The following is a 25563-nucleotide window of genomic DNA, read 5'->3' as shown; positions in this document are numbered from 1 at the left end:
CCGGCCTGGTCGACAAAGGCACCTTCATCGTGGACGAGGTGGAGTACAGCGGCGCCCCCGACATCATCACGGTGCGCGCGCGCAGTGCAGACCTCACCACTGACATGCGCACGCGGCGCGAGCGCAGTTGGCACAACACCACGCTGGGTGCAGTGCTCAACACGCTCGCCGGCGAGCATGCACTGACGCCGCGCGTGGCCGAGGCACTGGCGCGTATCAAGTTGCCGCACCTCGACCAGGCCAACGAGAGCGACATGAACCTGCTTACCAGCTTGGGGCAACGCTTCAACGCGGTGGCCACGATCAAAGCCGGTGCGCTGCTGTTTGCCCCGATCGGCGCCGGCACCACAGCAACCGGCAAACCACTGCCGACCGTCACGCTGACGCGGCGCGATGGCGACCAGCACCGCTACTCGGTAGCCGACCGCGATGCCTACACTGGCGTGCGCGCCTACTGGGTGGACAAGGGCAAGGCGCGGCGGCAGTCGGTGCTGGTGGGCACGGACGACAATGCCAAGCGCCTGCGCGAGTCATATGCGAACGAAGCAACCGCACGCCAGCATGCGTATGCAGAACTGGAGCGCGTCAAACGCTGCATGGCGAAATTCGACTATGTGCTCGCCATTGGCAGAGCAGAGATCTCACCGGAACAAAGCGTGGCTGTCAGCGGCTTCAAGCCACAAATTGACGCACAGCGCTGGCTGGTTGCAAAAGCCACACACGCACTCGGAGGTAACGGATTCACAACGTCGCTTGAGTTGGAAAGCGTCGTCTGACGCTTTCGTCTTCTCTACTGCAACAGCTTGTTTTCAGCGGCTACCGGCATCAATAGCGTGCCGTCGCCTGAGACTCTACATTTGCGCATTTGGCTCAGCGCGTAGGAGGTCGCCTCGGCGTATGAAGTGAATCCGGTGACTGGCAATCTATGCTGCCGTAACGTGATGCCACCGCTCTTGGAGACAAGAATTTCTGCGCAGCATTCATCGCCGAGCCAAACAACGTGTGCAGTCAACACGTATTCGCCTGACAGGCGAACCATTGCATCATCCATGCGTCTCTCCAAAATTTAGGGGCGTCTCACCGAATCGGGCCGCTGGGCAGCCACGCAGTTCAACAACTCATCGAGACGATTATCGCAAATAAAACGCAGCGCACACTTGATGCAAATCAAGTGCAATCCCTACGCTGCGTGTAGGGTTTATCTGACAGCCAACGCTATTCGATCGTTATAGCGTTCCGATCTAAGGATGTCTGGTCATCTCGCGTTGCCAGGACGGCGACGGCTCGATCACATGGAGTGAGGCACCGACACCTCAACGAAAGCCGCCGGTTGTAGACCGGCGGCTTTTTTTATCACCCTGCCTCGAACTTTCTGCGCACTTTCAGTCTTTCAATCTGAATCGCCAATTCCATCTGCCTTTTCTTTTCCGACTTGATCGTGGCGCGAGCTTGCGCATATTTCTGGCGGAAACCGACCGGCATTAGAAGCCTGATTGTGATTGGAACTGCGATCCAGAGAGCAAGATAAGCAATCTGTTCACCCATCACTGAAGATGGGGAAATTCCCTGAAGCTTCATCCATACGAGCATAGACCCCACACCCCAGGTGATTGTGTACAACCCATCCCAGAAGCGTGCCTTCTTCAAAACCTCATTGACAACCAACTGCTCAATTTCCAGCTCTTCAAGCGATGGACTCGGCGTTCCTTGACCGTAATTGATCTGTTGATTTTCGATGTTTGCAGTCTGGATAAGCTGGCCGATTTCAGATTTCTTAACGTCCATTCGCTCGTTGTGGTCTCGCATTTTCTCTCTCTCTTCTTGAAGACGCCTTCGACGTGTGTCAACAGGCTAGAAATCAATTGAGGCGTCGGCCTCATCTCGTGCCACGCGCACTTCAGATCGCCAATTTTGTGCCGATATGGATCGCCCGGCCGATGAGCAGTTGTCCGACCACCAATTGCATCACGTCCGATTTTTTTTACGTCCGCCACCGACGTTTATCGTCAGATTGGGCTGGGATATTTCGCCCCCGGACAGGACCTGACCTACCTCTGATTGGTGCATCACAAACTTTGCTCGTCCAGCAGCCCTGGCTGTCGCTCCTAAAGCAGCAGCCACGGCAAGGCGCACTTCCGGCGGCGCAAGGCGGTAAGCGGACACCAACTGCACCTCTTCCGTGCTCATACCATGGCGCTGACCAGTGAGGACATACAGCACATCAATGCCCACTTCGCTCGCGGCGGCTAAATAGGTTCCGCCCGGCACGTGCTCGTCCTTTTCGATGTTGACCTGGGAACGCTTTGTCAACCCGCAACGCTCCGCCAATTCGGTCTGCGTCAGACCGATACGTTTGCGCTCATCCTTCAATCGACTTCCGAACGACACAATTTACCCCTTGAAAGGTGCAGTTTACTTCCCTATCATTCCGGAACGCCTACCAAGCTTCCGTCATGAAAACATCCAACAAGTCATCCTCCTTGCGCACACCAGACCAAGCTAAGTCATGGTTGCGCGACAACGGCGTCACCGTCTCCCAGTTCGCCCGAAGCCATGGCATTAGCCGTGATGTCGTGGCAGATCTTTTGCGAGGGAGGACACGCGGCAACTACGGCAAAACACACAGCGCCGCAGTAGCCCTCGGGCTGAAACCGCGCCCAGATTCTGCCATAGAAATCCCTAAAGCTTCGCAGAAGTAACGCACATGTCAGCCGCTCTCCCACGACGCAAAGCAGTCTTCATCTGCGAGGGCTGCGGGTCGTCACTGCACAAGCGCAGCAGCTACCTCACGCATCGCTTTCTACGCAATGACGTGTACGTCTGCGACAACCCGGTCTGCGGTGCCAGCTACACCGGCCACACCGAACTGACCGGCTTGTGCAGCCCCAGCGGCATCCCAAACGCACACAGCGATTTGCCACCGACACCAGGCTACCTCCGAGCACTTGCATTGAAGGCGTACCGCGACGCAGCCAACGCTGCGCAGATGGACCTTCTGGATACCGTAGCACCTTAGTTTTTCAGCCTTCAGGGGGCTTTGATGATGAGCAAGATCGAGCTTGCGGACTTTACGTCCGCTCAACAGTTGTGCCTGCAATCCGCCATTCGTTGCGGTGGGCTGGCGAAAATCGGTACCGAATACGCACCGCGCCATCACCATGAGCGCGAGACCGGGCGCACCTACGACACCGCCACCGTGGCGCAACTGATGGTGCGCGGCATGCTCACCAGCAGCCGCACGCACTCGATGCACGTGCTGGCAACCGATGCGGCGATGGAACTGCTGGACTACGGCAGCGTGGCGCGGGAGATCAGCGCATGAGCCAGAGCAACGGATGGGCCACCGCACAGGCGCCGCATTTTGTCGATGCGCCATCGCAGAGCAGCCAGCAGTACGTGTCGCCTCACAAGAAGCGCGAGCAGGCCGACACCCTCCGCCGTCAGGTCGACGCGCACCTGGCACAGGGTGGCGCCTATGAGGTGATCACCACACCACGCCCGATCGGCAAGAGCCTGGCCGCATTGGCGCTGCGCTCCACTGTGCGCAAGGGCGGTTGATCCATGCAGGAAGATCTACGGCAACTTGTGCTGCAGCGGCTTGAGCGCGACTACGCGCTCAAGCATCGCAGCGGCACCAGTTACATGCGCGGCGGCAAGTGCCCCGCCTGCGGCAAGAAGGAGCTCTACGCATTCGAGCCGAAACCGTGGGTCGTCAAGTGCGGCCGCGAAGCCAAATGCGGCCACGAATTGCACGTCAAGGATCTCTACGACGACCTGTTCGACGATTGGTCCAAGCGTTACCCGATCACGCAGACCTCGCCGACGGCGTCGGCCGACGCCTATCTGCAGTCCTCGCGCGGCTTTGCGTTGGCGCCACTGCGTGGTCTGTACACGCAGGAAACCTATTACGACATCAAGATCAAGGAAGCCACCGCCACGGTGCGTTTCGCGCTCGACAAGGGCGGCTGGTGGGAACGCCTGATAGATCGGCCGCACCGGTTCGGCAAGCAGAAGGCGCGCTTCGCACCAGGCCAGAGCTATGCCGGCATGTGGTGGTGTGCGCCTGCCGCTGCAGCGTTGATGGCCACCGCAGCCGAGGTGTGGATTGTCGAGGGCATCTTCGACGCGATCGCGCTGCTGCAATACGGCGTGTGTGCTGTGTCTGCCATGTCATGCAATGCCTACCCCGACGAGTCGCTGCGGCAGCTGGCAAAGCAACGCGCTGGCAACCTGCCAACGCTGGTGTGGGGCCTGGATAACGAGGCCGGTGCCCGCGATTACACCCACAAGCACGCCCGTCGCGCCGATGCGCTTGGCTTCAAGAGCCGTGCGGCGCTGATCGAGCAGCCGGCCACCGGCAAGAAGATCGACTGGAACGATCTGCATCTGCGTGCGCAGGCCGCGAGCGACCATGCCAAGCAATGGGACGCGGCCGTTGCCGAGGCGCGTTACCAGGGCGACCTGCTGATGGCCCGCTCGGCGATCGAGAAGGGCTTGCTCATGTATGACCACGACCAAGCGTCCGAGTTCTGGCTGGAGTACCGCTCGCGCCTGTATTGGTTCGAGTTCGACGCGGTGCGCTTTGAAAAGCTGCAGCGCGACGTGGAACCGGATGAGGATGGCGAGATCGACCCGGACAAGCTCGCCAAGATCCGCCGCGCCGCCTGCTCAGTGAACAAGATCGCCAACTGCTACCCCGAGGCGCTGTACTTCCAGCGCCAGGAAGTCACTGACGAAAGCTGGTACTACTTCCGCATCGACTTCCCACACGATGCGCCCAGTGTCAAAGGCACCTTTACAGGCGGCCACATTTCCAGCGCCAGCGAGTTCAAGAAGCGCCTGATCAGCCTGGCTGCGGGCGCAATGTTCACCGGCAGCGGCCACCAGCTCGACCGGCTGATTGAAGACCAGACCGAGGCCATCAAGACCGTCGAGGCCATCGACTTTGTCGGCTATTCCAAGGAACACCGCGCCTATCTGCTGGGCGATATCGCCGTGCGCGATGGCGAGGTGGTCACCGCGAACGAAGAGGACTATTTCAGCTTCAAGAAGCTGCGCCTGAAGAGCACACAGAAGTCGATCCGCATGGAGATCCAGCGTGACCCGGAGGCGTTCCGCACGGATTGGTTGCCCTGGCTGTGGCAGTGCTTCGGCACGCACGGCGTGGTCGCGATGACGTTCTGGTTCGGCTCACTGTTTGCCGAGCAAATTCGTGCCAGCCACAAGAGCTTTCCGTTCCTCGAAGCCACCGGTGAAGCGGGCGCCGGCAAGACCACCTTGCTCACGTTTCTATGGAAGCTGCTGGGCCGCTCAGACTACGAGGGCTTCGACCCGGCGAAGTCATCCAAGGCGGGCCGTGCACGTGCCATGGGGCAGATTTCCGGCATGCCGGTGGTGTTGCTGGAAGCCGACCGCAGTGAGCCAGACAAGGCGCACACCAAGACCTTCGAGTGGGACGAATTGAAGGATTTCTTCGGTGGCGGCACCCTGGCGACGCGCGGCGTGCGTAACGGTGGCAACGACACCTACGAGCCGCCGTTTCGCGGCACGATCGTGATCAGCCAGAACGCGGCGGTTGACGCCTCAGAAGCGATCCTCACGCGTATCGTGAAGCTGCACTTCAAGCGCCCACAGGTCACCACCGAAAGCCGCATTGCGGCCGACAATCTCAACGCGCTGCAGGTCGAAGAGCTCAGCCACTTCCTGATCAAGGCCGTGCGCAGCGAAGGCGCGATCCTGGACAAGTTTGCCGAGCGGGTGAAGTTCTACGAGGCGCGCTTGCGCGAGAAGCCGGATCTGCGCCTGGAACGTGTGATCAAGAACCACGCGCAGATGCTTGCGTTGCTGGACTGCCTGCGCCTGGTGATGACACTGCCCGAAGAGATGGTCAAGGCCACGCGCGATGCGCTGTTGGACATGGCCTTCGAGCGACAGAAGGCGATCAGTGCCGACCACCCGATGGTGAATGAATTCTGGGAGGTCTACGAGTATCTGGAGGCCACCGGCAATGGCAAAGCCGTGGTCAACCACAGCCGCGATGCCAGCCGGATTGCAATCAATCTCAATCAGTTCGCCGGCAGGGCTGCGCAGTTCAGTCAGGCAGTGCCGGATCTCAAGATTCTGCGCGGTCTGCTGGCCGACTCACGCCGCCACAAGCTGGTGTCGGCCAACACCGCCGTCAACAGCGCCGTGCTCACGAACGGCTTCGGCGCGGGCACGACTGTGAAGTGCTGGGTGTTCTCGAAATGAGTACCGCAGATTTCCGCATTTTTCCGTTGACACGCCCCAAGGATCGGAGCGAGTATTCCTACGTCGCCGCACAATCGGCGACCGGGGTTAGAAGCCCGAATCAAAAGGCGCACCAGCGCCCATCGACCGATGCATGGCGCTTTTTTGTTGCCCGCATCGTCGCGGGCGCACGCAAGCCAGTTTTATGGCGGGCGGTGCGCGGGGGCCGCAAGGCCCACCGGTTCCCTTTTGGCCGGTCTTCTAACCGCGTACCGTCCGCCACCTCGTTTAGAAGCGAGTGGGCGGATTCCAAATTACAAAAGGAATCCTGCATGTCCTACGACGCTCAAGAGGCGCCGGCATCTGCCGCGCGCCAGGTCGCTTATTTCTTTGGCTTGATCGCCAACACCCTCGACTGGAATCACGCCGCCTGGCTGGCCCTCATGGCACGCCTGGAAGGCACTGGCAAGGCGATTCACGCACTCACGCTTGCTGACATCGAAACTGCCGTCGCGGCTGTCGACGCGCTGTTCAAGGAGGCGCAGCGATGAGCGCCAACAAGCAGTTCCGCGTCTGCGCCGGCGTCGTACTCAGCTTCGAGCTGATGCATGGCTACGTGCTTGTGATGCTGCATTCCGATGCACAACACGACGTCGCCCCGGTATTGATCGCCTGCGAATCCGCAGGCCTTGATGACCTATTACTGGGCGGTGACGGGCAGAGCCTGGTGCTTGGCCGGCTACATGTCTGCATGCGTGTAGATCCCGCAGGCACGGTGCTCGACTGGCTGCGCAAGCAGACACGCACCAACGGAGCCGCACGATGAGCTCGGCCCGTGCAATCGCATATCCAGAAGACGCCGACTACGCGCTCAGTGAGGAAGAGCACGATCGCCTGTGGCGCGTGCAACAGGCTGCCAGCCTGCTCGCTGCACTGAACCATGAAGTGGCGACCCGCGCCGGCATCAGCTACGACGGCGTCAGCGCTGTCGCTGACTTCATGCGCGAAGAACTACTCGACATCGCTTCAAGCGCCAGATGCCTGCGCGAACCCACCGAGCCGCCCACGGGCGCCGATTTGATTTGACCTGTCCCAGCGGGTCCGGCGGGCGGTGCGCCAACACCGCCCCTGGGCCTTCCATCAACGAAGCTCGAGGAGAGCCACATGCAACAGCACGCTGTCACACGCACGCAAATTTCCGGCACCGGACCCGGCGAGGAGGCTAGCACGCCCGCCGTGACCGGCTTCGACATCGCGGCAGGCAAAGATTGCAGCGCGATCGCAACGCTCTACATCACCCACGACGCGGTCGTGGTGGTGGCTGTTCTCAACATGGGTCACCACACCAGCGCCACCCAGCGGTGGGAGCGCCGCCGTGGTCCCGGCAAGGGCTGGAAACTGATCAGCGGCCCGCAGCTGTTCAGCAGTGAGGCCGATCGGATCAGCAACGCGCTGGCTGACTTCATGGACGATCTGGACTTTCCGTTCGACCTGGCCAACATGCTGCCGCGCCGGCCCACAACGGCCGCCGAGGCCGCGATTGCCGCTGCTGCGCGGGAGGTGGCCCATGCTTAATTTGGCCCTGATCTTGATCGCGCCAACGGCTGGCGGCGCGCTGCTGTATCGCCTGTGGCTCACGCGCCCGGCGCGCGTTGCACACGTCGGGCTGGCTGTGGGGCAGATCCCGCAGCGCCTGCGCCGTCGCCGCGCCATGGCCGTGCGCCGGGTGGTGACCCATGGCTGAGTCGATCGTTGTTTGCGGGCCAATGGGTAGCGGCAAGACGCTCAATGCTGACGCAATCCGCCTGGCCTACGAGCTCAAACGCGTGGTCGAGTTGGATGAGCGACTGCAGCGCAAGGGGGATGACTGGCAGCTGGCCCAGCACGACGTGCTCATGCTGACCAATGACCGGTTGCTGGCCGAACTGACGGCGCAGCGTCTGCGCATTGAAGTGGTTGCCATCGCGGACGCGCGTGTGCGCGTCGGCGCTGCTTGGAGGTCACCACGATGACGCTCGATCGCGTGATTGCTGTGAGCCGAGCGGCGCAGCACTACGGTGGCCCCGGCCCACTGTCGACGGGCGAGGCCTTGACGGCCGCCTTGGTACTCAACCGGCACGACTGGCTTGCAGACATGGACTACACCATCGCTCAGGCGCTTGATCGGATTGACGAGGGCACCATCGCGCACCTGCGCCAGGCAGAGCGGGCGATCGGCAGTAGCGCAGGAGCCGTGGAGGAAGGCCTGCGATGACCCAGCGCGAGATATCGCATGCCGAACCTCTGCCCGCCTGCAGGGCCGGTCACGCGGGCCGACACATCGTCGACAGCCGCCGTCTGCAGGCCGGTGGCGGGCATGCCATCGAATGCCGATGCGGGCGCACCAAGAAGCACGCCGACTTCGACCAGGCGCTGGCCGAGTGGAAGCGTATGCACCGCATCCGCGTGCCACGCCAATCGGCGCCTGCCGACAGCAACGTGGTTCAACTCGGCCTGCGCCTGCGCGGAGGCGACAGCCGGTGATCGACGAGGACACAGAAGCGCACCGGCGCCAATGCGAAGCGCGTTACTGGCTGCGACAGGGATACACCGACGCCAGATCGGTCGCCCTGCTGCAGCAGCTGATCGCCGCCAAGCGCGGCGACCAGGCGGCGCAGGATCTGCGCGACGAGATGCGCGAGCAGTGGAAGAGCCGCCGGCAGTGGCAGCAGGAGCAGCTGCTATGACCGGGCGAATCCTGCATTTCGCCGACCTGCAGCGGATCTGTTCGCCGGACGGCCCAGCCCCGCGCCTCATGGTGGTCTGCCGCTGGGCGGACCGCGAGGGCATCCGCTACCGCTACGACCGCAAGGGCCGGATCTGGACAACGATTGACGCTGTGAACGCCGCGCTCGGCATCGCCGAGCCTGCGGCCAACCACGAAAATGCCATGGAGCTGATCTGATGGGACGCGGTAGAAAAAGGAAGTTCAACCCTGCTATTCCGGCGCACATTGACCAGGCAGCGCTTCCCAAGGGCGTCTATTGGGAGGACAACCGCTGGTATCTCTTAGAGGCTCATCCCGAAGGGGGACGTCCGCGAAAGCGGACGGTCGCCCACGCTGATATCCGGCTCTCTGAGCTCCACGGCATCGCTGAGGCCGCGGCCGGCAATGAGGTCCGAGGCACACTGGCTTACCTCACAGAGCGCCTTGAGGAATCCACCGAATTTGCCGAACTGTCGAAGGACACACAGCGGGATTACCGCTGGTGCGCGGAAACCGCAACTACCTACGTGCTCAAGGACGGATCGACGCTCGGCAAGATGCAGATTGCGCGCATCAACGTGCCGGCGATGCAGCGCCTGGTCGAGACGCTGGCGGGAGGTCGGCCAGCAACCAAACTGCAGCCGGCAATCGAGCCGCGCCCCAGCAAAGCCAACCACGTGTTGCGCTACCTGCGCCGCGCGTTCGGCTGGGGCATCCGCATGGGCTTATGCGAGCACAACCCTGCCAAGGGTGTCCGCCAGGCAAAGGAGCGCGGCGAGCACAACATGCCCGAATCCGATGTGTTTGCCACTGTGCTGACCTTCGCGCTCGAACGCGGCAGCCTCAAGGCGCATACACGTGGGAGCGTGCCGCCTTACCTCCACGCCGTGATGCTGCTTGCCTACAACGTGCGCCTGCGCGGCATTGAGGTCACAGACCTGACAGATGCGCACGCAGAGGCTGAGGGCATACGGAGCAGTCGCCGTAAGGGCTCACGTGACACGATCACCGCCTGGAACGACGACCTCCGCCAAGCGTGGGCCTGGCTGGCGGCCTATCGGCAAAGAGCGATGAACGCTCATAGACGGCCCTCGCACATGAAAGCCGAGCGTCGCCGGCTCTTGGTGAATCAGTCGGGTGCACCCTTAAGCAAATCAGCGCTGGACAGCGCTTGGCAGCGGATGATCGCGCTCGCCATCAAGGATGGCGTCATTACAGCCGAACAGCGGTTTAGCTTGCATGGATTGAAGCATCGCGGCATCACGGACACCGCCGGCACCCGCGCCGACAAGCAGGAGGCTGCCGGTCACGCGACGCAGCAGATGACGAATCGATACGCGCACGACGTCCCGCTGGTACAGCCACCTACCCCGCCCGCCAACCGCTGAACACTTCGCTGCCCGAACTGCCGGGCAGCGCTTTCACGGCGGCGCCCAGCCTAATTTTCCCGGCAATTTTCCCGACACATAGAAAAACAGCCACTTGGCTTGCGCTAAGTGGCTGTTTTAATTGGTGGGCCGTCAAGGATTCGAACCTTGGACCTATTGATTAAGAGTCAACTGCTCTACCAACTGAGCTAACGGCCCTGAAACTGGTCGCACATTGTATGTGCGTTTTTGCTTCGTTGCAACACTCCGCGATGCGTCGGGTCCAACATTTCCTGCAATCAGTGGGGTGGCTGAGGGGACTCGAACCCCCGACATCTGGAATCACAATCCAGTACTCTAACCAGCTGAGCTACAGCCACCACTGAAAACCTACTTCCTACCGCACCGCCGATGGCGCGCCCGACAGGACTCGAACCTGTAACCGCCGGCTTAGAAGGCCGGTGCTCTATCCGGTTGAGCTACGGGCGCCCGGACCGAACGTTGCATTCCCACGCCGCAAGAAGCTCGGAATGGTCGGGGTAGAGGGATTCGAACCCCCGACATCCTGCTCCCAAAGCAGGCGCGCTACCAGACTGCGCTATACCCCGGCGGGACCTTTCAATCCCGAAGGCTGGAAAGGTCGGCTATTTTGGGAACGATTGGCCTCGCTGTCAATCACTCTGCGTCAATTCACCGATCCGGTATCCTCGCGACAACGCTCACCACCATGGCGAGCACCTACATTTCATGGAGAACACGCATGCGTAGCGGCAACCCTGCCCTTCGGGAATCCACATTCCTCGACCTTGGCTCCGGCTCGGTCGTCACCCGCGACGGCCAGGCGATGACCCTCAACGGCACCGTCAACAAGACCGGTGCGTTGTTGTTGATGGCCGTGCTCACCGCTGCCTTTGCCTGGTCGCAGTCGATCGGTGCAGACGGCATGCCATTGCCTGCAGCCAAGCTGTACATGATTGCCGGCGCGATCGGCGGGCTGGTGTTCGCACTGGCGACCAGCTTCAAGCCGACCTGGGCACCGATCACCGCGCCGCTGTATGCGCTGGTGGAAGGCTTCTTTCTTGGCTCGATTTCGGCGGTGTACGAGGCGCGCTTCAACGGCATCGTGTTCCAGGCGGTGCTGCTGACCTTTGGCACGATGTTCGCGCTGCTGTTTGCCTACCGCAGTGGGCTGATCAAGGCCACCGAGAACTTCAAGCTGGGCGTGGTTGCGGCCACCGGCGGCATTGCGCTGGTGTATCTGGCGACCATCGTGCTGGGCTTGTTCGGCGTGCGTATTCCGTTCATCCACGACTCGGGGCTGATCGGCATCGGCTTCAGCCTGTTCGTGGTGGTGGTGGCAGCGCTGAATCTGGTGCTGGACTTCGACTTCATCGAAAGCGGTGTAGAACAGGGCGCTCCCAAGCACATGGAGTGGTACGGGGCGTTCGGCCTGATGGTGACGCTGGTGTGGCTGTACATCGAGTTCTTGCGCTTGCTGTCGAAGTTGCAGTCGCGCAACTGAGCCGGGAATCGGGAATCGGGATTGGGGAATCGTAAGAGCGGATTCCCTGTGCATTCTGGTTACGCGCAAGTATCGAGCAAAAAGAAAGGGCGCCTAGGCGCCCTTTCTTGTTTTGCAGCTCGCTTCGATGCTTAGAGGCGGCTGGCGATGGCTTTGGCGAAGCCCATGGTGTTGCCGGTGCCGCCCAGATCCGGGGTCAGCGAGTCCTTGGCTTCCAGTGTGGCCACGATGGCTTCGCGCAGGCGCTCGGCGTTCTGCGGCTGACCGATGTGGTCCAGCATCTGTGCTGCGCCCAGCAGCAGCGCGCACGGGTTGGCCTTGCCCTGCCCTGCGATGTCCGGTGCCGAGCCGTGCACGGCTTCGAAGATCGCCGCGTCCAGACCGATGTTGGCGCCCGGGGCCAAGCCCAGGCCGCCGACCAGACCGGCGCACAGGTCGGAGATGATGTCGCCGAACAGGTTGGTGGTCACGATGATGTCGAACTGTTCCGGACGCATCACCAGCTGCATGCAGGTGTTGTCGACGATCATTTCCTGGAATTCGATTTCCGGGTACTGCGTGGCGACGTCACGTGCCACCTTCAGGAACAGGCCCGAGGTCGACTTGATGATGTTGGCCTTGTGCACCGCGGTGACCTTCTTGCGGCCGGTGGCGCGCGCCAGGTCGAAGGCGTAGCGCACGATGCGCTCGGAGCCCTTGCGGGTGACGCGGGCGCCGGAGAACGCGGTCTCGCCATCCTCGGACACGGTCTGGCCTTCGCTCAGGTAGGCGCCTTCGGTGTTCTCACGCACCGTGATCAGGTCCACGCCATCGGCGAAACGCGACTTGGTGTTGGGAAACGACTTGGCCGGACGCACGTTGGCATATAGGTCGAACTTGCGACGCATGGCCACGTTGATCGAGCTGAAGCCTTCGCCGACCGGGGTGGTCAACGGGCTCTTCAGCGCGACTTTGTTCTTGGAGATCGAGGCCAGGGTGGACTCGGGCAGCAGATCGCCGTGCTTTTCCAGCGCGACCAGGCCGGCGTCGGCGTACTCGTAGGTCAGGCCAGCTTGCAGCGCATCGAGCACGAACAGCGTGGCATCCATGATCTCCGGGCCGATACCGTCGCCGCGGATGACCGTGATTGTCTGCGTCATAACGTTGGGTTTCCGAACTTGAAGGGGGGAGCGCCAGCCGCAAAACCCGGCAGAGCGGCGCAAGGAGGTTTCACGAGCAATTATGCCCGATGCCGGTGAAGGCGCCCAAACCGACCTTGGTCTAAGAGCCCCAGATGCGCACGGCGGCAATTCGGTGCAGCGAGCGGCGGCAGAAACGGCCGCACGTACCAAAGCATGCAGACATAACTTCAGTGCAGATGCCCTGAAAGCACCTGCCCCCCAGCCAGCGGGCGGCGCCAAAATCGGACGCCCTAATGCAACGCCGCCGAAAAAAAAGGCGGCATGGACCCTCGCCCGCCGTCACGAATCCCGAATCACCATTCCTGCCCTAATCACCCGTGCGCGTGCTGCTCCGGTGCCGGTGCGCCGCCTTCGAGCTGGTCGAGGAAGTCCACCGCGCGGCGCAGATGCGGAATGACGATGGAGCCGCCGACCAAGAGGCCGACCGAGAAGGTCTCGAAGAACTCTTCGCGGGTCACGCCGGCCTCCTTGCACTGGGCGACGTGGTAGCTGATGCAGTCGTCGCAGCGCAGCACCATCGAGGCGACCAGGCCGAGCAGTTCCTTGGTTTTGACGTCCAGCGCGCCGGCCTGATAGGTCTGGGTGTCCAGCGCGAAGAAGCGGCGCACCACCTGGTTGGGCTCGGCCAGGATGCGTTGATTCATGCGCTGGCGGAATTCGGTGAACTCGCGCAGACGGTCGTCGCTGCCGCCCTCGTGCTCACTCATGCCTGGCCGCCCGTGGCGCCGGCCAGTAAGGGTTCGAGCTTGCCGGCGCGGTGCATGGCCATCATGTCGTCGTAGCCGCCCACATGGACGTCGCCGACGAAGATCTGCGGCACGCTGGTGCGCTTGGCCAGGGCGACCATCTTGTTACGCTCGGCCGGGTCCAGGTCGATGCGCACCTCGGTCCAGGTCCGGCCCTTGCTCTTGAGGAAGTTCTTGGCCGCGACGCAGTACGGGCAGATCGAGGAGGAATACAGGGTGATCTGCGGGCCGGTGGCCGCATCCTGCACGTTAGGGTCTTGGCTCACGGGAAACTCCGTGGTTGGTCTGAGGTCTGACAATGGTACCGGGCGACTGGAATTTCCATGTCGTCACCGCAACACTGTGGATTAACTGTCGATTCACGCCCCTGCGCCTTGCTGCCCGCATGCTCCGCGCATCACCTGGGAGTTCCACTTGCGCCTGCTACCGCTCGCCACCGCCCTCACGCTGGCCGTTGCCATGGGTGTGGCACCTGCGCAGGAAAGCCGCCTGCCCGATATCGGTTCGTCTGCCGGCGAGTTGCTGACCCCGGCGCGCCAGGCCGAGTACGGCAAGATGATGCTGGCCGAGCTGCGCAACTACGACTATGTGCTGGACGACCCGCTGGTCACCGATTGGCTGCAGACCATGGGCACCCGGCTGGGCGCCAACAGCGACCAACCGCAGCAGCCGTTTACGTTTTTCATGCTGCGCGACCGCCAGATCAACGCCTTCGCCACCTTGGGCGGCTACATCGCGGTCAACGCCGGGCTGGTGCTGACGGCCGAGCGCGAGGACGAAGTGGCCGCAGTGCTCTCCCACGAAATCGCCCACGTCACCCAGCAGCATGTGCTGCGTGGGGTGGAGCGGGCGCAGCGCGATCAGATCCCGATCCTGCTCGGCATGCTGGCGGCGGTGGTCGCCGCGCAACAGGCGGGCGGCAATTCCAAGGGCGACGCCACCATGGCCGGCATCACCAGCGCCATGGGGCTGATGCAGCAGCGCCAGATCGACTACACCCGCTCCAACGAGTCCGAAGCCGACCGGCTAGGCATCCGCACGCTGGTGCGCAGCGGCTACGACGTGGATGCGATGGCCGGCTTCTTCGAGCGCATGTCGGTGGCGATGCGCGCCAACGAGGGCGGTTATAGCGCGCCGGACTTCCTGCAGACCCACCCGGTCACCGTCACCCGCATCAGCGAGGCCAAGGCGCGCGCCGAGCAGATGAAAAAGAACACCGTGGTGCTGACCACCTCGGTGCCGGGCGGCACGCGCCAGGAGCGCGTGAATCCCTCCGACCCGTCGCTGTCGGAGCCGCTGAGCCGCAACGGCAATACGATTCTTCCGTATGCGCTGCGGTTGCCGGTGGATGCGCTCAGCCGCAGCGGCGAACAGCAGGGCTTCGATTGGGCCAAGGAGCGCCTGCGCGTGCTCAGCGCGGCCACGCCGGATGCGGCCATTCGCGAATACGAGACCCTGCGCCGCAGCGCCAAGGGCGGCCTGACCGATGCGCAGCGCTACGGGCTGGCCCTGGCGCGCTTGCGCAACAGCGGCGGGCGGCCAAGCGAGCCGGTGGCTGAACTGGCCAGCCTGCTGGAGGCGCATCCGGATAACTTATGGCTGACGCTGGGCCTGAGCGAAGCGCAGGCGCGCGTGGGCCAGCGAGAGGTGGCCAATGCGCGTTTCGATGCGCTGCTCAAGCAATTGCCGACCAACCGTGCGGTGGCGCTGACCTATGCCGGCGCGCTCAACGAGCAGGCGACCGAGACATCCGGCCAGCGCGCGCGCCAGGTGCTGGAACCGCTGCTGTATCGCAACAGCGATGATGCGTTGTTGCAGCAGACCTACGCGCGCGCCTGCGAATTGGCCGGCGACCAGCTGCGCGCCAGCGAGGCCTATGCCGAATCCGCGTACTTGAACGGCCGCGCCGAACAGGCGCTGATCCAGCTCGAGGCGCTGAAGAAGAAAGATCTCGATTATGTGACACGTGCGCGCGTAGACGCCCGCATTGCCGCCATTACGCCCACGGTGCTGGAACTGCGCCGCCAGGGCATCCGCGACCCGGATCTGTCCACGCGTTAGCGCATGTCATGCAGTGCGGTGGCTTCACTGTCCGGGATGACAAATCGCGTGTTCGATGCCGCAACGACTGCCTGGCGCCTTGCAGCACAGCCCGCTTATTAGTGTTGCGAACGACGTAATGCGCCCGCCATGTCACATTAGAGTCACAAAACCGTAGTCTACTGGCGACCATCGAAGCCAGACGGTAAGCCCCGCGTGCAGAAACGCATCCTGATCGTCGACGACGAACCCGCAATCCGCGACATGGTGGCGTTCGCGCTGCGCAAGGGCGAGTTCGAACCTATCCATGCTGGCGACGCCCGCGAGGCGCAGACCGCCATCGCCGACCGTGTGCCGGACCTGATCCTGCTGGACTGGATGTTGCCAGGCACCAGCGGGCTGGACCTGGCGCGGCGCTGGCGCAAGGAATCGCTGACCCGCGAGATTCCGATCATCATGCTGACCGCGCGCGGCGAAGAAAACGACCGCGTCGGTGGCCTGGAAGCCGGGGTCGACGATTACGTGGTCAAGCCGTTCTCGGCGCGCGAGTTGCTGGCGCGCATCCGTGCGGTGATGCGCCGCACCCGCGAGGACGACGAAGACGGCAGCGTGGCCGTGGGCCGGCTGCGCATCGATGGCGCCGCGCACCGGGTGTTCGCCGGCGACGCGCCGGTGCCGATCGGCCCGACCGAATACCGCTTGCTGCACTTTTTCATGACCCATCCGGAGCGCGTGTATACGCGCACCCAGTTGCTGGATCATGTCTGGGGCGGCAGCGTGTACGTGGAAGAGCGCACCATCGATGTACATATCCGCCGCCTGCGCAAGACGCTGGAACCGTTCGGCCTGGAAAACATGGTGCAGACCGTGCGTGGCTCGGGCTACCGTTTCTCTTCGGCCGCCTGATGCTTGCCGCACAGGCCGGCCCGGCCGCTGACACCGGTCGGGCTGCGTGCCTACCCGACGCTCCGTGGTAACGCCTTCCATGCCCCAACATATTCGTTCCGCCTGGTTCAAGACGCTCGGTACCCTGGCGCTGTTGCTGGGCGCTGCCGTGCTGACCGGCGTGCTGATCGAACATGTGTGGATGGCGCTGACGCTGACTGCGCTGGGCGTACTGGCCTGGCATTACTGGCGGCTGCGTCAGGTGCTGCGGCGACTCACTGCACGCCAGCGTGCCGAGCCGGCCGCAGGCGTCGGTGCCTGGAACGAACTGGATCGGCTGCTCTATCGCAGCCAGGCCGAAATGCGCGGGCGCAAGCGTCGTCTGATCGACATGCTGCGCACCTACCGCGCCGCCGCACAGGCGTTACCCGATGCGGTGGTGGTGGTGGATCGCAACAGCCAGCGCGTGCAGTGGTTCAACAAGGCCGCCGGTGGCCTGCTTGGCCTGCATCATCCCGGCGATATGGGCGTGTCGGTGGTGGAGCGGTTGCAGCCGTTGCCGTTGGCGCATTGGCTGGCGGCCGGTCGCAATGCAGAACCCATGCTCGATGCCGCCTCGCCGGTCGATCCGGATCTGCGGCTGAATCTGCGCCTGATCCCCTATTCCGACGACTACTGGCTGCTGGTAGCGCGCGATGTCAGCAAGCTGCTGCGGCTGGAGCAGGTCCGCCGCGACTTCGTGGCCAATGTCTCGCACGAACTGCGCACACCGTTGACGGTGGTGCACGGCTATCTGGACATGCTCGACCCGGAGGACTTCCCCGACTCGGGCCCGATGCTGGCGGAGATGCGCAAGCAATCGCAACGCATGGCGCAGCTGGTCGAAGATCTGCTGACGCTGTCGCGGCTGGAATCGCAGGAAGAACTCGGCGAGGAACACGTGGCGATGGCGCCGATGCTCTCCACGCTACGCCGCGAAGCAGAAGCGCATAGCCAGGGCCGCCACACGGTGGAAGTGTTCGACGAGGCCGGCGTGGATCTGCTTGGCTCCAACAAGGAACTGCATAGCGCGTTCTCCAATCTGGTCACCAACGCGGTGCGCTATACGCCGGGCGGCGGCAAGGTGACGATCCGCTTCATGCGCGATGGCGATGGCGCGGCACTGGCGGTGCGCGACACCGGCTACGGCATTCCCGCCTCGCACCTGCCGCGCATCACCGAGCGCTTCTATCGCGTCTCCAGCAGCCGCTCGCGCGAGAGCGGCGGTACCGGGTTGGGGTTGTCGATCGTCAAGCACATCCTGGGGCTGCATCAGGCGCGGCTGGAGATCGAAAGCGAAGTCGGGCGCGGCAGCGAATTCTCGTGTCATTTTGTGGCTGCACGCGTGGTGCAGCGCGATCAGTCCCTGCCACTGTCACGCTCGGCGTGATATGTAGTGGGTGCGCGCCGCAGCGCGGTGCGATGCACCTGCGCAGCGCACGCCAAGTCGCACCGCGCTGCACGTTGCGCGCGCTAACGACGCATTCCATTCCGTCTTGATGATCGACTCCATGGGCCACGCCAAACACTCCCACGACACTGCTTCTTCCGAAGAGATCGCCGCCGATCCGTTGCGCGAGCCGTCGCTGTATATCAACCGCGAACTGTCGCAGCTGGATTTCAATTTCCGGGTGCTGGCGCAGGCGCTGGATGAGCAGGTCCCGTTGCTGGAACGGCTGCGTTTCCTGTGCATTTCCTGCACCAACCTGGACGAATTCTTCGAAATCCGCGCGGCCACCGTCCGGCACGCGCAGGAATTCGGATTGCCGCCGGCACCCGATGGGCTGAGCCCCACCGCCATCCTCAATGCCGTGCACGATCGCGCGGCGAAGCTGGTCGAGCAGCAGTACCACGCGTGGAACGAAGTGCTACGCCCGGCGATGGAAACTGCCGGGGTGGCGGTGCTGGGTCGCTCGACGTGGAACTCGCGCCAGAAGCGCTGGCTGCGCGCGTACTTCCGCAACGAGATCATGCCGGTGCTGTCGCCGCTCGGCCTGGACCCGGCGCATCCGTTCCCGAAGATTCTCAACAAGACCTTGAACATCGTGGTGGTGCTGGATGGCCAGGATGCGTTTGGCCGCGCCGGCCATCTGGCCATCGTGCGGGCGCCGCGTTCGTTGCCGCGCATCATCCAGTTGCCGGCCAGCCTGTCGCCGGAGGGAACGCAGAGCTTTGTGTTTCTGTCTTCGGTGCTGTCCGAGTTTGTGGATGAGCTGTTCCCGGGCATGCAGGTCAAGGGCTCGTATCAGTTCCGCGTCACCCGCAACTCCGAGTTGGTGGTGGACGAGGAAGAAGTCGAAAACCTGGCCTTGGCCTTGCGCGACGAACTGGTCACGCGCGGCTACCGGCCGGCGGTACGGCTGGAGATCGCGCACGACTGCCCGTCGCCGATCATGCGCACGCTGCTGCAGAACTTCGGCTTGAACGAAAACGCGGTGTACCGCATCGTCGGGCCGGTCAATCTGAGCCGTGTCACCCAGGTCTACGATCTGGTGCAGCGCCCGGAACTCAAGTACCCGTTGTTCAACCCGCGCACCTTGCGCGACAACGACGGCATCTTCGAGATCGTCAAGAAGGGCGATGTGTTGTTGCATCATCCCTTCGATGCGTTCACTGCGGTGCTGGACGTGATTCGCCAGGCCGCAGTCGACCCGAACGTGCTGGCGATCAAGCAGACGCTGTACCGCACCGGCAAGGATTCGTTGATTGTCGATGCGCTGATCCTGGCCGCGCGCAACGGCAAGGACGTCACCGTCGTGGTGGAACTGCGTGCGCGCTTCGACGAAGAAGCCAACCTGGGCCTGGCCGACAAGCTGCAGGAAGCCGGCGTGCAGGTGGTCTACGGCGTGGTCGGCTTCAAGACGCACGCCAAGATGCTGCTGATCGTGCGACGCGAGGGCCGCAAGCTCAAACGCTACGTCCATCTGGGCACCGGCAATTACCACAGCGGCACCGCGCGTCTGTACACCGACATCAGCCTGATCACGGCGGATGTGGAAATCGGCAACGATGTGCACATGCTGTTTCAGCAATTGTCCGGTCTTGCACCGCGGATGAAGCTGGAGCAGTTGCTGCAATCGCCGTTTACCCTGCATACCGGGGTGCTGAAGCGGATCGAACGCGAAACCCGGCTGGCCCGCAATGGGCGCCCGGGCCGCATCATCGCCAAGATGAATGCCCTCAACGAGCCGCAAGTGGTGCGCGCGTTGTACGCGGCGTCGCAAGCCGGTGTGCAGATCGATCTGATCGTGCGCGGCGCCTGCACGCTGCGGCCGGGCGTGCCGGGCTTCTCCGACAACATCCGCGTGCGTTCGATCGTGGGGCGTTTTCTGGAGCACAGCCGCGTGTACTGGTTCGGCAACGATGGTGCGGCGGAACTGTATTGCGCCAGCGCCGACTGGCTGGAACGCAATCTGCTGCGGCGCGTGGAGACCTGCTTCCCGATCCTGGACCCGGACCTGGCCAAGCGGGTCTATCGCGAAGCGTTGCAGAACTACCTGGACGACAACGTCAACGCCTGGGAGCTGGATGCCGAGGGCGTCTATCACAAGCGCACGCCGGGCCCCGGCGAGCCGGCGCATTCGGCGCAGATGACCTTGCTCGATCGGGTCTAACGAGCGGTTGACAACACCTAGCGCGCAGTCGTGCATTGGTGCCGGCGGCGCAGCGCAGCCGGCTCGTGGTTGGTACGCGGCGGGCGCCACACACGCCTTGCCGCAGTGTGCGCAGTCGTTTTGTCGGTGCCTCTCACGGGGCGAACCATCCATCGGCTACCATGCGGCCATGCCAACACCCTCCCCCACGATACCGCCACTGCGCGACGGCGATTACCTTGCCGCCATCGACTTAGGCTCCAACAGTTTCCACATGGTCATCGCGCGCTACCTGATGGGTCAGCTGCGCGTCGTCGATCGCCTGCGCGAGACCGTGCGCATGGCCGATGGCCTGGATGGCAAAGGTGGCATTTCCAACGAAGCGCGCCAACGTGCACTGGAATGTCTGGCGCGCTTCGGCCAGCGCATTCGTGAAGTGCCGTCGTTGCGCGTGCGTGCGCTGGCCACCAACACGGTGCGTCAGCTGCGTTCGCCACAAGCGTTCCTGATGCCGGCCGAAACCGCGCTCGGGCATGCGATCGAAGTGGTCAGCGGCCGCGAGGAAGCGCGCCTGATCTATCTGGGCGTTGCACATGCGCAGCCGCCCAAGCCCGATCAGCGCCGGCTGGTGATCGACATCGGCGGCGGCTCGACCGAGTTCATCATCGGCCGCGGTTTTCAGACGCTGGAACGCGAAAGTCTGCAGGCCGGCTGCATCGCCAGCACACGACGGTTTTTCCCCGGCGGCAAGTTGTCGAAAAAGAAGTGGAAGGACGCGCTGACCGAGATCGGCGCCGAGTTCCAGCAGTTCGCCAATCAGTACAAGGCGCTGGGCTGGCATGAGGCGATCGGTTCGTCCGGCACCCACAAGGCCATCGGCGAGATTTGCGCGGCGATGAAGCTCACCAAGGGCGCGATCACTGCCGAGGCGCTGCCGGCGCTGCGCGATGAACTGCTCAAGGCCAAGCGCATCGAAGACATCCAGCTGCCCGGATTGGCTGCCGAGCGGCGCCCGATTATTGCCGGCGGCATTCTGGTACTCGAGGCTGCATTCCAGGCCCTGGGGCTGGAGAAGCTGATGGTCAGCAAGGCGGCGATGCGCGAAGGCATTCTGTACGACATGCTCGGCCGCGGCGGCGAGAACGATCCGCGCGACAGCTCGGTGGCCTCGCTGGTGCAGCGCTACGGGATCGACGAAGTGCAGGCCCAGCGCGTGGAAGCCACCGCCTGCCGCCTGTTCGATCAGGTCTGCGAATCCTGGCAACTGGATGGCGACGATGCGCAGGTGTTGCGCCGCGCCGCGCGGTTGCACGAGCTGGGGCTGATCATCGCGCACAGCCAATATCACGTGCACGGCAGCTACATCCTGGAGCATTCGGATATCGCCGGTTTCTCGCGGCAGGAGCAGCAGGTGCTGGCGTCGCTGGTGCGCACGCACCGGCGCAACGTGCCCAAGACCGCGTTCGAGGCGCTGCCGGACCGTTTGTTGCTGCCGACCCGACGCAAGGCCGCATTGTTGCGGCTGGCAGTGCTGCTGCATCGCGCGCACGAGTCCGACCCGATTCCGACCCTGGAAATCACTGCCGATGACACCCGGCTGTCATTGATCCTGTCGCAAAGCTGGATCGACTCGCGCCCGTTGCTGCGCGCCGATCTGATTGGCGAAGTCGAAAGCATGGCCGGGCTGGGAATCGCGTTCAAGCCGTTTGTGACCTGAGGCCCTGCGGCCTCAGGCGGGATTCGGGATTCGGGATTCGGGATTTGTTGACCGCGGTACGTGATGTGTTGCGTGCTCGCCGAGATAAGCAGAGAACGCTTTTGCGAATCTCGAATCTCCAATCCCGAATCCCGAATTCCCACTCCCGTCGCGCTTGTCACCGCCGCGACTTATCGCCGCAACATCCATGCCATCGCTCTCCCGGAAGCTAGCCAAAACCGGAGAACGGGCATGCGCTACGCGATCGTTACCGAAACCTATCCCCCCGAAGTCAATGGTGTAGCGCTGACCGTGCACGGCCTGGAAACCGGCCTGCGCGCACGCGGGCATCAGGTGGACGTGGTGCGCCCGCGTCAGAGCGGCGATACGGAACCGGCGACTGCATTGTTAGTGCGCGGCGCATCGCTGCCGCGCTATCCGGGGCTGAAATTCGGGCTGCCGGCAACGCAGCGCCTCATCCGTCATTGGCGAATCACGCAACCGGATGCGATCTATGTGGCCACGGAAGGCCCCTTGGGCTGGTCGGCGATGCGTGCAGCGCGCCGGCTCGGCATCCCGGTCGCCACCGGCTTCCATACGCGTTTCGACGAATATCTGCCCGACTACGGCGCCGCCTGGCTGCAAGGCACCGCGTTGCGCTGGATGCGGCGCTTTCACAACCAGGCCGATGCCACCCTGGTGCCGACGCGCGAGTTGCAGCAATTCCTGCGCGAGGGCGGATTCGAGCGCGTGCAATTGCTGGCGCGCGCGGTGGACAACCAGCAGTTCGATCCGGCGCGACGCGATCACGCCCTGCGTGCCGAATGGGGGATCGAAGGCGAAGGCTTCGCTGCAATCTACGTCGGGCGCATCGCCAACGAAAAGAACCTGCCACTTGCCATCCATGCCTTTCGCAAGCTGCAGCAGATTCGCCCGAAGGCACGCTTTGTGTGGGTGGGCGATGGCCCGGCACGCGACAAGATCGCGCACGAGAATCCCGATTTCATTTTCTGCGGCATCCAGCGCGGCGAAGCGCTGGCACGCCACTTCGCCAGCGGCGATCTGTTCCTGTTCCCCAGCCGCAGCGAGACCTTCGGCAACGTGACCCTGGAGGCCATGGCCAGCGGCGTGGCCACGGTCGCTTTCGATTACGGCGCTGCACGCGAGTATCTGCGCAGCGGCCACAGCGGCGCGGCCGTCGAGACCGACGCGGCGTTTATCCAGGCCGCCGTCGCACTCACCGACGACGACGCGATGCGCCAGCGCATGGGCGCTGCGGCCGCGCAGGCGATGCAGAAACTGCACCCGGACAATGTGGTGTCCGATTTCGAAGCCTTGTTGCTGGGCATCACCGCTGCACGGGGGCGTTATGTCGGCAACGCGGCTTGAGGTGTTACGCGGTCACGAAGCGCGCTGGTGCCGGCGCGCCAATCACTGGTGCCGGCGCCACCCGGTGCGGCGCGCGTTCGCCACCATCAGCCGGCTCGGCGATGGGGTGTTCTGGTATGGCCTGATGGGCCTGTTGGTGCTGCTCGACGGCATGGACGGCGTGCGCGCATCTGCGCACATGGCGGCCACCGGCGTGCTCGCGCTGACCTTGTACAAGTCGCTCAAACGCTGGACGCGGCGGCCACGCCCGTATGCCGCCGACGTGCGTATTCGCGCCTGGGTGGCACCGCTGGACGAGTTCAGTTTTCCGTCCGGCCACACCTTGCACGCGGTGTCCTTCAGCATCGTGGCGCTGGCCTACTATCCGTGGCTGGCACCGTTGCTGGTGCCGTTTTCGGCGGGCGTGGCGCTGTCGCGGGTGGTGTTGGGACTGCATTATCCCAGTGATGTGCTGGCGGCGACGGCGATCGGGGTGGTGTTGGCCAGCTTGTCGTTGTGGGGATTGCCGGTGTTGTTGGGGTGATGAATCAGGCCGGGCCGGCCCGAGTGATCCGCCCAGATAAGTAACGCGTCTCAGCACTCCCTTCTCCCCTCGGAGAAGGTGCCCCGCAGGGGCGGATGAGGGGACGTGCGAAGCCTCGCGCACTCGCCGTAGAAGATCTCTCGCGAAGGTTGATAAAAAGCCAACACGCAGCAATTGCAACTTCAGCGTGTGGCTTCGCCTCGTACCCTCACCCCTACCCCTCTCCCGCAGGGAGAGGGGATTTCGCTCCGTGCTTGTCCTGCTCACGCTGCCTACCCCAGCGTCCCGGTTCCCGTCCCGCGCTGCCGCCGTACAATGGCGCAATGACGACCCTGTTCATTTCCGACCTGCATCTGGATCCGGCCCGGCCGGCAATTACCGAACTGTTTCTGGACTTCCTGCGCACGCAGGTACCTGGCAGCGACGCGCTCTACATCCTCGGCGATCTGTTCGAAGCCTGGATCGGCGATGACACCCCGTCGACCGCCGCAGACGCGGTCGCCACTGCGCTGCATGCCGTCGCCGATAGCGGCGTGCCGGTGTTCTTCATGGCAGGCAACCGCGATTTTCTGGTTGGCCAGACCTATGCGCAGCGCGCCGGCTTCCGCATCCTGCCCGACCCCACCGTCATCGATCTGTACGGGCATCCGACGCTGCTGATGCACGGCGATCTGCTATGCACCGACGACACCGCCTATCAGGCGTTTCGTGCACAGACGCGCGACCCGGTGTTTCAGGCGCAGTTCCTGGCCCAGCCGCTGGCCGCACGGGTGGCGTTCGCGCAGCAGGCGCGCAGCGCCAGCCAGGCGCGGCAATCGGAACTGAAGCAGGGCGATCAATCGCGCTTCGAAACCGTTACCGACGTCGCACCGGCCGAAGTGGAAGCGACCTTCGTACGTTATGGCGTGGATCGCTTGATCCACGGTCATACCCATCGCCCCAACGTGCACACGCTGCAGGCCGGTGGCCACACCTGCACGCGCATCGTGCTGGGCGACTGGTACGAACAAGGCTCGGTGTTGCGTGTGGATGCCGATAGCATCGCGCTGGAGCAGTTGGCGCTTTAGCGTGGCTGAGAGAACCTAGCGAGTACAGGCATCACTGCACGCTACGCGCATGCTCGGCGTAGTCGACAAAATCGGCATTGACCACGTCGTACCAGAGCACCGTGCCGTCGGCTTGCACGCGGAAGCGGTCGCGTACCGGGCTGGTCTGCGGGTCGCCAGGGCAGTCGTTGCCATGGCGCTCGTGCACTGCGAATTCGGAGGCGTCCGGGGTGGGCGCATCGCCTTGTTCGGACAGGATGCTGATGCAGTTGTCCGGATAAAAATGATCGCTCTGCAAGCGCGCTTCCAGCACATGCAGCGCGCGCGCTTCGGCATCGTTGCCGGTAGGCGTTGCCGTCGCCACAGCAGCGGGCTTGGGTTGCGAGGGAGCCGGCTCGGCGGGTTGCTGTTTGCAGCCGGCAACCGCAAGTACGGCCAGGCAAAGCGCCGCATAACGCAAGGACTTGGACATGAGTGCTCCGCTCCACAAGACAAGGCCGGCAGTTGCCGACGGTGCGCCTAGTCTGCGCTACACCCGCGCGCGGGTGTAGCGGCAAAAGCC

33 protein-coding genes and 4 tRNA genes are annotated in these 25563 nt (G+C 63.5%); 26 read left to right on the top strand and 11 right to left on the bottom strand.

Annotated elements, in window-relative coordinates; genetic code table 11:
• Nucleotides 1-776 (top strand): contractile injection system protein, VgrG/Pvc8 family (locus tag ABS769_RS16860; protein ID WP_350498206.1); only part of this gene is annotated, 776 nt, incomplete at its 5' end.
• Nucleotides 777-790: 14 nt separating this feature from the next.
• Here ABS769_RS16860 and ABS769_RS16855 read toward each other — a convergent pair.
• From ABS769_RS16855 to ABS769_RS16845, 3 genes are all read right to left on the bottom strand, one after another.
• A complete protein-coding gene (locus tag ABS769_RS16855) occupies nt 791-1051 on the bottom strand; it encodes a hypothetical protein (protein WP_350498205.1) in 261 nt (86 codons plus the stop codon).
• A 302-nt stretch (nt 1052-1353) separates the two neighbouring features.
• The gene (locus ABS769_RS16850; protein WP_317062512.1) at nt 1354-1806 is read right to left on the bottom strand and encodes a hypothetical protein; all 453 of its coding nucleotides are present in this window, start codon (nt 1804-1806) and stop codon (nt 1354-1356) included.
• Between the two features lie 159 nt (nt 1807-1965).
• Nucleotides 1966-2388: a helix-turn-helix domain-containing protein gene (locus ABS769_RS16845; protein ID WP_350498204.1), complete on the bottom strand. Its 423-nt coding sequence runs from the start codon at nt 2386-2388 to the stop codon at nt 1966-1968.
• A gap of 65 nt (nt 2389-2453) precedes the next feature.
• On the opposite strand from ABS769_RS16845, the gene ABS769_RS16840 reads away from it, so the two are divergent.
• From ABS769_RS16840 to ABS769_RS16765, 16 genes are all read left to right on the top strand, one after another.
• Entirely contained in the window at nt 2454-2699 is a 246-nt protein-coding gene (locus ABS769_RS16840; RefSeq protein WP_249059958.1) for a DNA-binding protein, read from the top strand.
• Nucleotides 2700-2704: 5 nt separating this feature from the next.
• Nucleotides 2705-3016, top strand: a complete 312-nt coding sequence (locus tag ABS769_RS16835) for an ogr/Delta-like zinc finger family protein (protein WP_249059959.1) — start codon at nt 2705-2707, stop codon at nt 3014-3016.
• Between the two features lie 27 nt (nt 3017-3043).
• Nucleotides 3044-3322: a hypothetical protein gene (locus tag ABS769_RS16830; RefSeq protein ID WP_317062514.1), complete on the top strand. Its 279-nt coding sequence runs from the start codon at nt 3044-3046 to the stop codon at nt 3320-3322.
• Nucleotides 3319-3558 carry a hypothetical protein gene (locus tag ABS769_RS16825; RefSeq protein ID WP_249059962.1) on the top strand — a complete coding sequence of 80 codons (240 nt, stop codon included), beginning with the start codon at nt 3319-3321 and terminating at the stop codon, nt 3556-3558. Before ABS769_RS16830 ends, ABS769_RS16825 begins: the two co-directional genes overlap by 4 nt.
• A 3-nt stretch (nt 3559-3561) precedes the next feature.
• The gene (locus ABS769_RS16820; RefSeq protein WP_317062515.1) at nt 3562-6249 is read left to right on the top strand and encodes a toprim domain-containing protein; all 2688 of its coding nucleotides are present in this window, start codon (nt 3562-3564) and stop codon (nt 6247-6249) included.
• A 311-nt stretch (nt 6250-6560) separates the two neighbouring features.
• A complete protein-coding gene (locus ABS769_RS16815; RefSeq protein WP_249060006.1) occupies nt 6561-6779 on the top strand; it encodes a hypothetical protein in 219 nt (72 codons plus the stop codon).
• Nucleotides 6776-7054: a hypothetical protein gene (locus ABS769_RS16810; RefSeq protein ID WP_317062516.1), complete on the top strand. Its 279-nt coding sequence runs from the start codon at nt 6776-6778 to the stop codon at nt 7052-7054. The genes ABS769_RS16815 and ABS769_RS16810 overlap by 4 nt, the downstream gene beginning before the upstream one ends.
• Nucleotides 7051-7314 carry a hypothetical protein gene (locus ABS769_RS16805; RefSeq protein WP_317062518.1) on the top strand — a complete coding sequence of 88 codons (264 nt, stop codon included), beginning with the start codon at nt 7051-7053 and terminating at the stop codon, nt 7312-7314. The genes ABS769_RS16810 and ABS769_RS16805 overlap by 4 nt, the downstream gene beginning before the upstream one ends.
• 78 nt (nt 7315-7392) lie before the next feature.
• Nucleotides 7393-7803 (top strand): hypothetical protein, encoded by a 411-nt coding sequence (locus ABS769_RS16800; RefSeq protein ID WP_317062519.1) that lies wholly within the window; start codon nt 7393-7395, stop codon nt 7801-7803.
• Nucleotides 7796-7972, top strand: a complete 177-nt coding sequence (locus ABS769_RS16795) for a hypothetical protein (RefSeq protein ID WP_350498203.1) — start codon at nt 7796-7798, stop codon at nt 7970-7972. Before ABS769_RS16800 ends, ABS769_RS16795 begins: the two co-directional genes overlap by 8 nt.
• Complete coding sequence (locus ABS769_RS16790) at nt 7965-8240, top strand: hypothetical protein (RefSeq protein WP_317062521.1); 276 nt, start codon at nt 7965-7967, stop codon at nt 8238-8240. The genes ABS769_RS16795 and ABS769_RS16790 overlap by 8 nt, the downstream gene beginning before the upstream one ends.
• Nucleotides 8237-8482: a hypothetical protein gene (locus ABS769_RS16785; protein ID WP_317062522.1), complete on the top strand. Its 246-nt coding sequence runs from the start codon at nt 8237-8239 to the stop codon at nt 8480-8482. Before ABS769_RS16790 ends, ABS769_RS16785 begins: the two co-directional genes overlap by 4 nt.
• Nucleotides 8479-8751 carry a hypothetical protein gene (locus ABS769_RS16780; protein WP_317062523.1) on the top strand — a complete coding sequence of 91 codons (273 nt, stop codon included), beginning with the start codon at nt 8479-8481 and terminating at the stop codon, nt 8749-8751. Before ABS769_RS16785 ends, ABS769_RS16780 begins: the two co-directional genes overlap by 4 nt.
• Nucleotides 8748-8954, top strand: a complete 207-nt coding sequence (locus tag ABS769_RS16775; protein WP_317062524.1) for a DUF7696 family protein — start codon at nt 8748-8750, stop codon at nt 8952-8954. The genes ABS769_RS16780 and ABS769_RS16775 overlap by 4 nt, the downstream gene beginning before the upstream one ends.
• A complete protein-coding gene (locus ABS769_RS16770) occupies nt 8951-9172 on the top strand; it encodes a hypothetical protein (protein WP_317062525.1) in 222 nt (73 codons plus the stop codon). Before ABS769_RS16775 ends, ABS769_RS16770 begins: the two co-directional genes overlap by 4 nt.
• A complete protein-coding gene (locus ABS769_RS16765; protein WP_317062526.1) occupies nt 9172-10362 on the top strand; it encodes a site-specific integrase in 1191 nt (396 codons plus the stop codon). Before ABS769_RS16770 ends, ABS769_RS16765 begins: the two co-directional genes overlap by 1 nt.
• Nucleotides 10363-10484: 122 nt before the next feature.
• On the opposite strand, the gene ABS769_RS16760 is transcribed toward ABS769_RS16765, so the two are convergent.
• From ABS769_RS16760 to ABS769_RS16745, 4 genes are all read right to left on the bottom strand, one after another.
• Nucleotides 10485-10560: transfer RNA gene (locus ABS769_RS16760), tRNA-Lys, on the bottom strand.
• A gap of 84 nt (nt 10561-10644) precedes the next feature.
• A tRNA-His gene (locus ABS769_RS16755) sits at nt 10645-10721 on the bottom strand.
• Between the two features lie 32 nt (nt 10722-10753).
• A tRNA-Arg gene (locus tag ABS769_RS16750) sits at nt 10754-10830 on the bottom strand.
• 42 nt (nt 10831-10872) lie between these two features.
• Nucleotides 10873-10949: transfer RNA gene (locus ABS769_RS16745), tRNA-Pro, on the bottom strand.
• 152 nt (nt 10950-11101) lie between these two features.
• Here ABS769_RS16745 and ABS769_RS16740 point away from each other — a divergent pair.
• Nucleotides 11102-11863, top strand: coding sequence for a Bax inhibitor-1/YccA family protein (locus ABS769_RS16740; protein WP_023902870.1), 762 nt, complete (start codon nt 11102-11104; stop codon nt 11861-11863).
• A gap of 131 nt (nt 11864-11994) precedes the next feature.
• Here ABS769_RS16740 and ABS769_RS16735 read toward each other — a convergent pair whose 3' ends face one another.
• The 3 genes from ABS769_RS16735 to grxC all read right to left on the bottom strand — a co-directional run bounded on the left by ABS769_RS16735 (nt 11995) and on the right by grxC (nt 14056).
• The gene (locus ABS769_RS16735) at nt 11995-13002 is read right to left on the bottom strand and encodes an isocitrate dehydrogenase (protein WP_317062528.1); all 1008 of its coding nucleotides are present in this window, start codon (nt 13000-13002) and stop codon (nt 11995-11997) included.
• Between the two features lie 353 nt (nt 13003-13355).
• A complete protein-coding gene (locus tag ABS769_RS16730) occupies nt 13356-13751 on the bottom strand; it encodes a carboxymuconolactone decarboxylase family protein (protein ID WP_317062530.1) in 396 nt (131 codons plus the stop codon).
• Entirely contained in the window at nt 13748-14056 is a 309-nt protein-coding gene (gene grxC, locus ABS769_RS16725) for a glutaredoxin 3 (protein ID WP_317062532.1), read from the bottom strand. The genes ABS769_RS16730 and grxC overlap by 4 nt, the downstream gene beginning before the upstream one ends.
• Before the next feature lie 148 nt (nt 14057-14204).
• On the opposite strand from grxC, the gene ABS769_RS16720 reads away from it, so the two are divergent.
• From ABS769_RS16720 to lpxH, 8 genes are all read left to right on the top strand, one after another.
• The gene (locus tag ABS769_RS16720) at nt 14205-15851 is read left to right on the top strand and encodes a M48 family metalloprotease (protein WP_115039927.1); all 1647 of its coding nucleotides are present in this window, start codon (nt 14205-14207) and stop codon (nt 15849-15851) included.
• 195 nt (nt 15852-16046) lie between these two features.
• The gene (gene phoB, locus ABS769_RS16715; protein ID WP_006451737.1) at nt 16047-16736 is read left to right on the top strand and encodes a phosphate regulon transcriptional regulator PhoB; all 690 of its coding nucleotides are present in this window, start codon (nt 16047-16049) and stop codon (nt 16734-16736) included.
• A gap of 79 nt (nt 16737-16815) precedes the next feature.
• The gene (gene phoR, locus ABS769_RS16710) at nt 16816-18144 is read left to right on the top strand and encodes a phosphate regulon sensor histidine kinase PhoR (protein WP_006451736.1); all 1329 of its coding nucleotides are present in this window, start codon (nt 16816-16818) and stop codon (nt 18142-18144) included.
• A 121-nt stretch (nt 18145-18265) separates the two neighbouring features.
• Complete coding sequence (ppk1, locus tag ABS769_RS16705; RefSeq protein ID WP_104551379.1) at nt 18266-20368, top strand: polyphosphate kinase 1; 2103 nt, start codon at nt 18266-18268, stop codon at nt 20366-20368.
• A 169-nt stretch (nt 20369-20537) separates the two neighbouring features.
• The gene (gene ppx / locus ABS769_RS16700; protein WP_317062533.1) at nt 20538-22064 is read left to right on the top strand and encodes an exopolyphosphatase; all 1527 of its coding nucleotides are present in this window, start codon (nt 20538-20540) and stop codon (nt 22062-22064) included.
• Between the two features lie 231 nt (nt 22065-22295).
• The gene (locus tag ABS769_RS16695) at nt 22296-23432 is read left to right on the top strand and encodes a glycosyltransferase family 4 protein (protein ID WP_023902862.1); all 1137 of its coding nucleotides are present in this window, start codon (nt 22296-22298) and stop codon (nt 23430-23432) included.
• Nucleotides 23413-23955, top strand: coding sequence for a phosphatase PAP2 family protein (locus ABS769_RS16690; RefSeq protein ID WP_043909856.1), 543 nt, complete (start codon nt 23413-23415; stop codon nt 23953-23955). Before ABS769_RS16695 ends, ABS769_RS16690 begins: the two co-directional genes overlap by 20 nt.
• 323 nt (nt 23956-24278) lie before the next feature.
• The gene (gene lpxH / locus ABS769_RS16685) at nt 24279-25022 is read left to right on the top strand and encodes a UDP-2,3-diacylglucosamine diphosphatase (RefSeq protein ID WP_317062535.1); all 744 of its coding nucleotides are present in this window, start codon (nt 24279-24281) and stop codon (nt 25020-25022) included.
• A gap of 31 nt (nt 25023-25053) precedes the next feature.
• On the opposite strand, the gene ABS769_RS16680 is transcribed toward lpxH, so the two are convergent.
• Nucleotides 25054-25473: a hypothetical protein gene (locus ABS769_RS16680; RefSeq protein ID WP_317062536.1), complete on the bottom strand. Its 420-nt coding sequence runs from the start codon at nt 25471-25473 to the stop codon at nt 25054-25056.
• Between the last annotated feature and the right edge of the window lie 90 nt (nt 25474-25563).

Source organism: Xanthomonas hortorum, assembly GCF_040279205.1.
GTDB lineage: Bacteria > Pseudomonadota > Gammaproteobacteria > Xanthomonadales > Xanthomonadaceae > Xanthomonas > Xanthomonas hortorum_F.
Note: the sequence above shows the minus strand (reverse complement) of the source record. Positions and strands in the feature narration are given on the sequence as shown.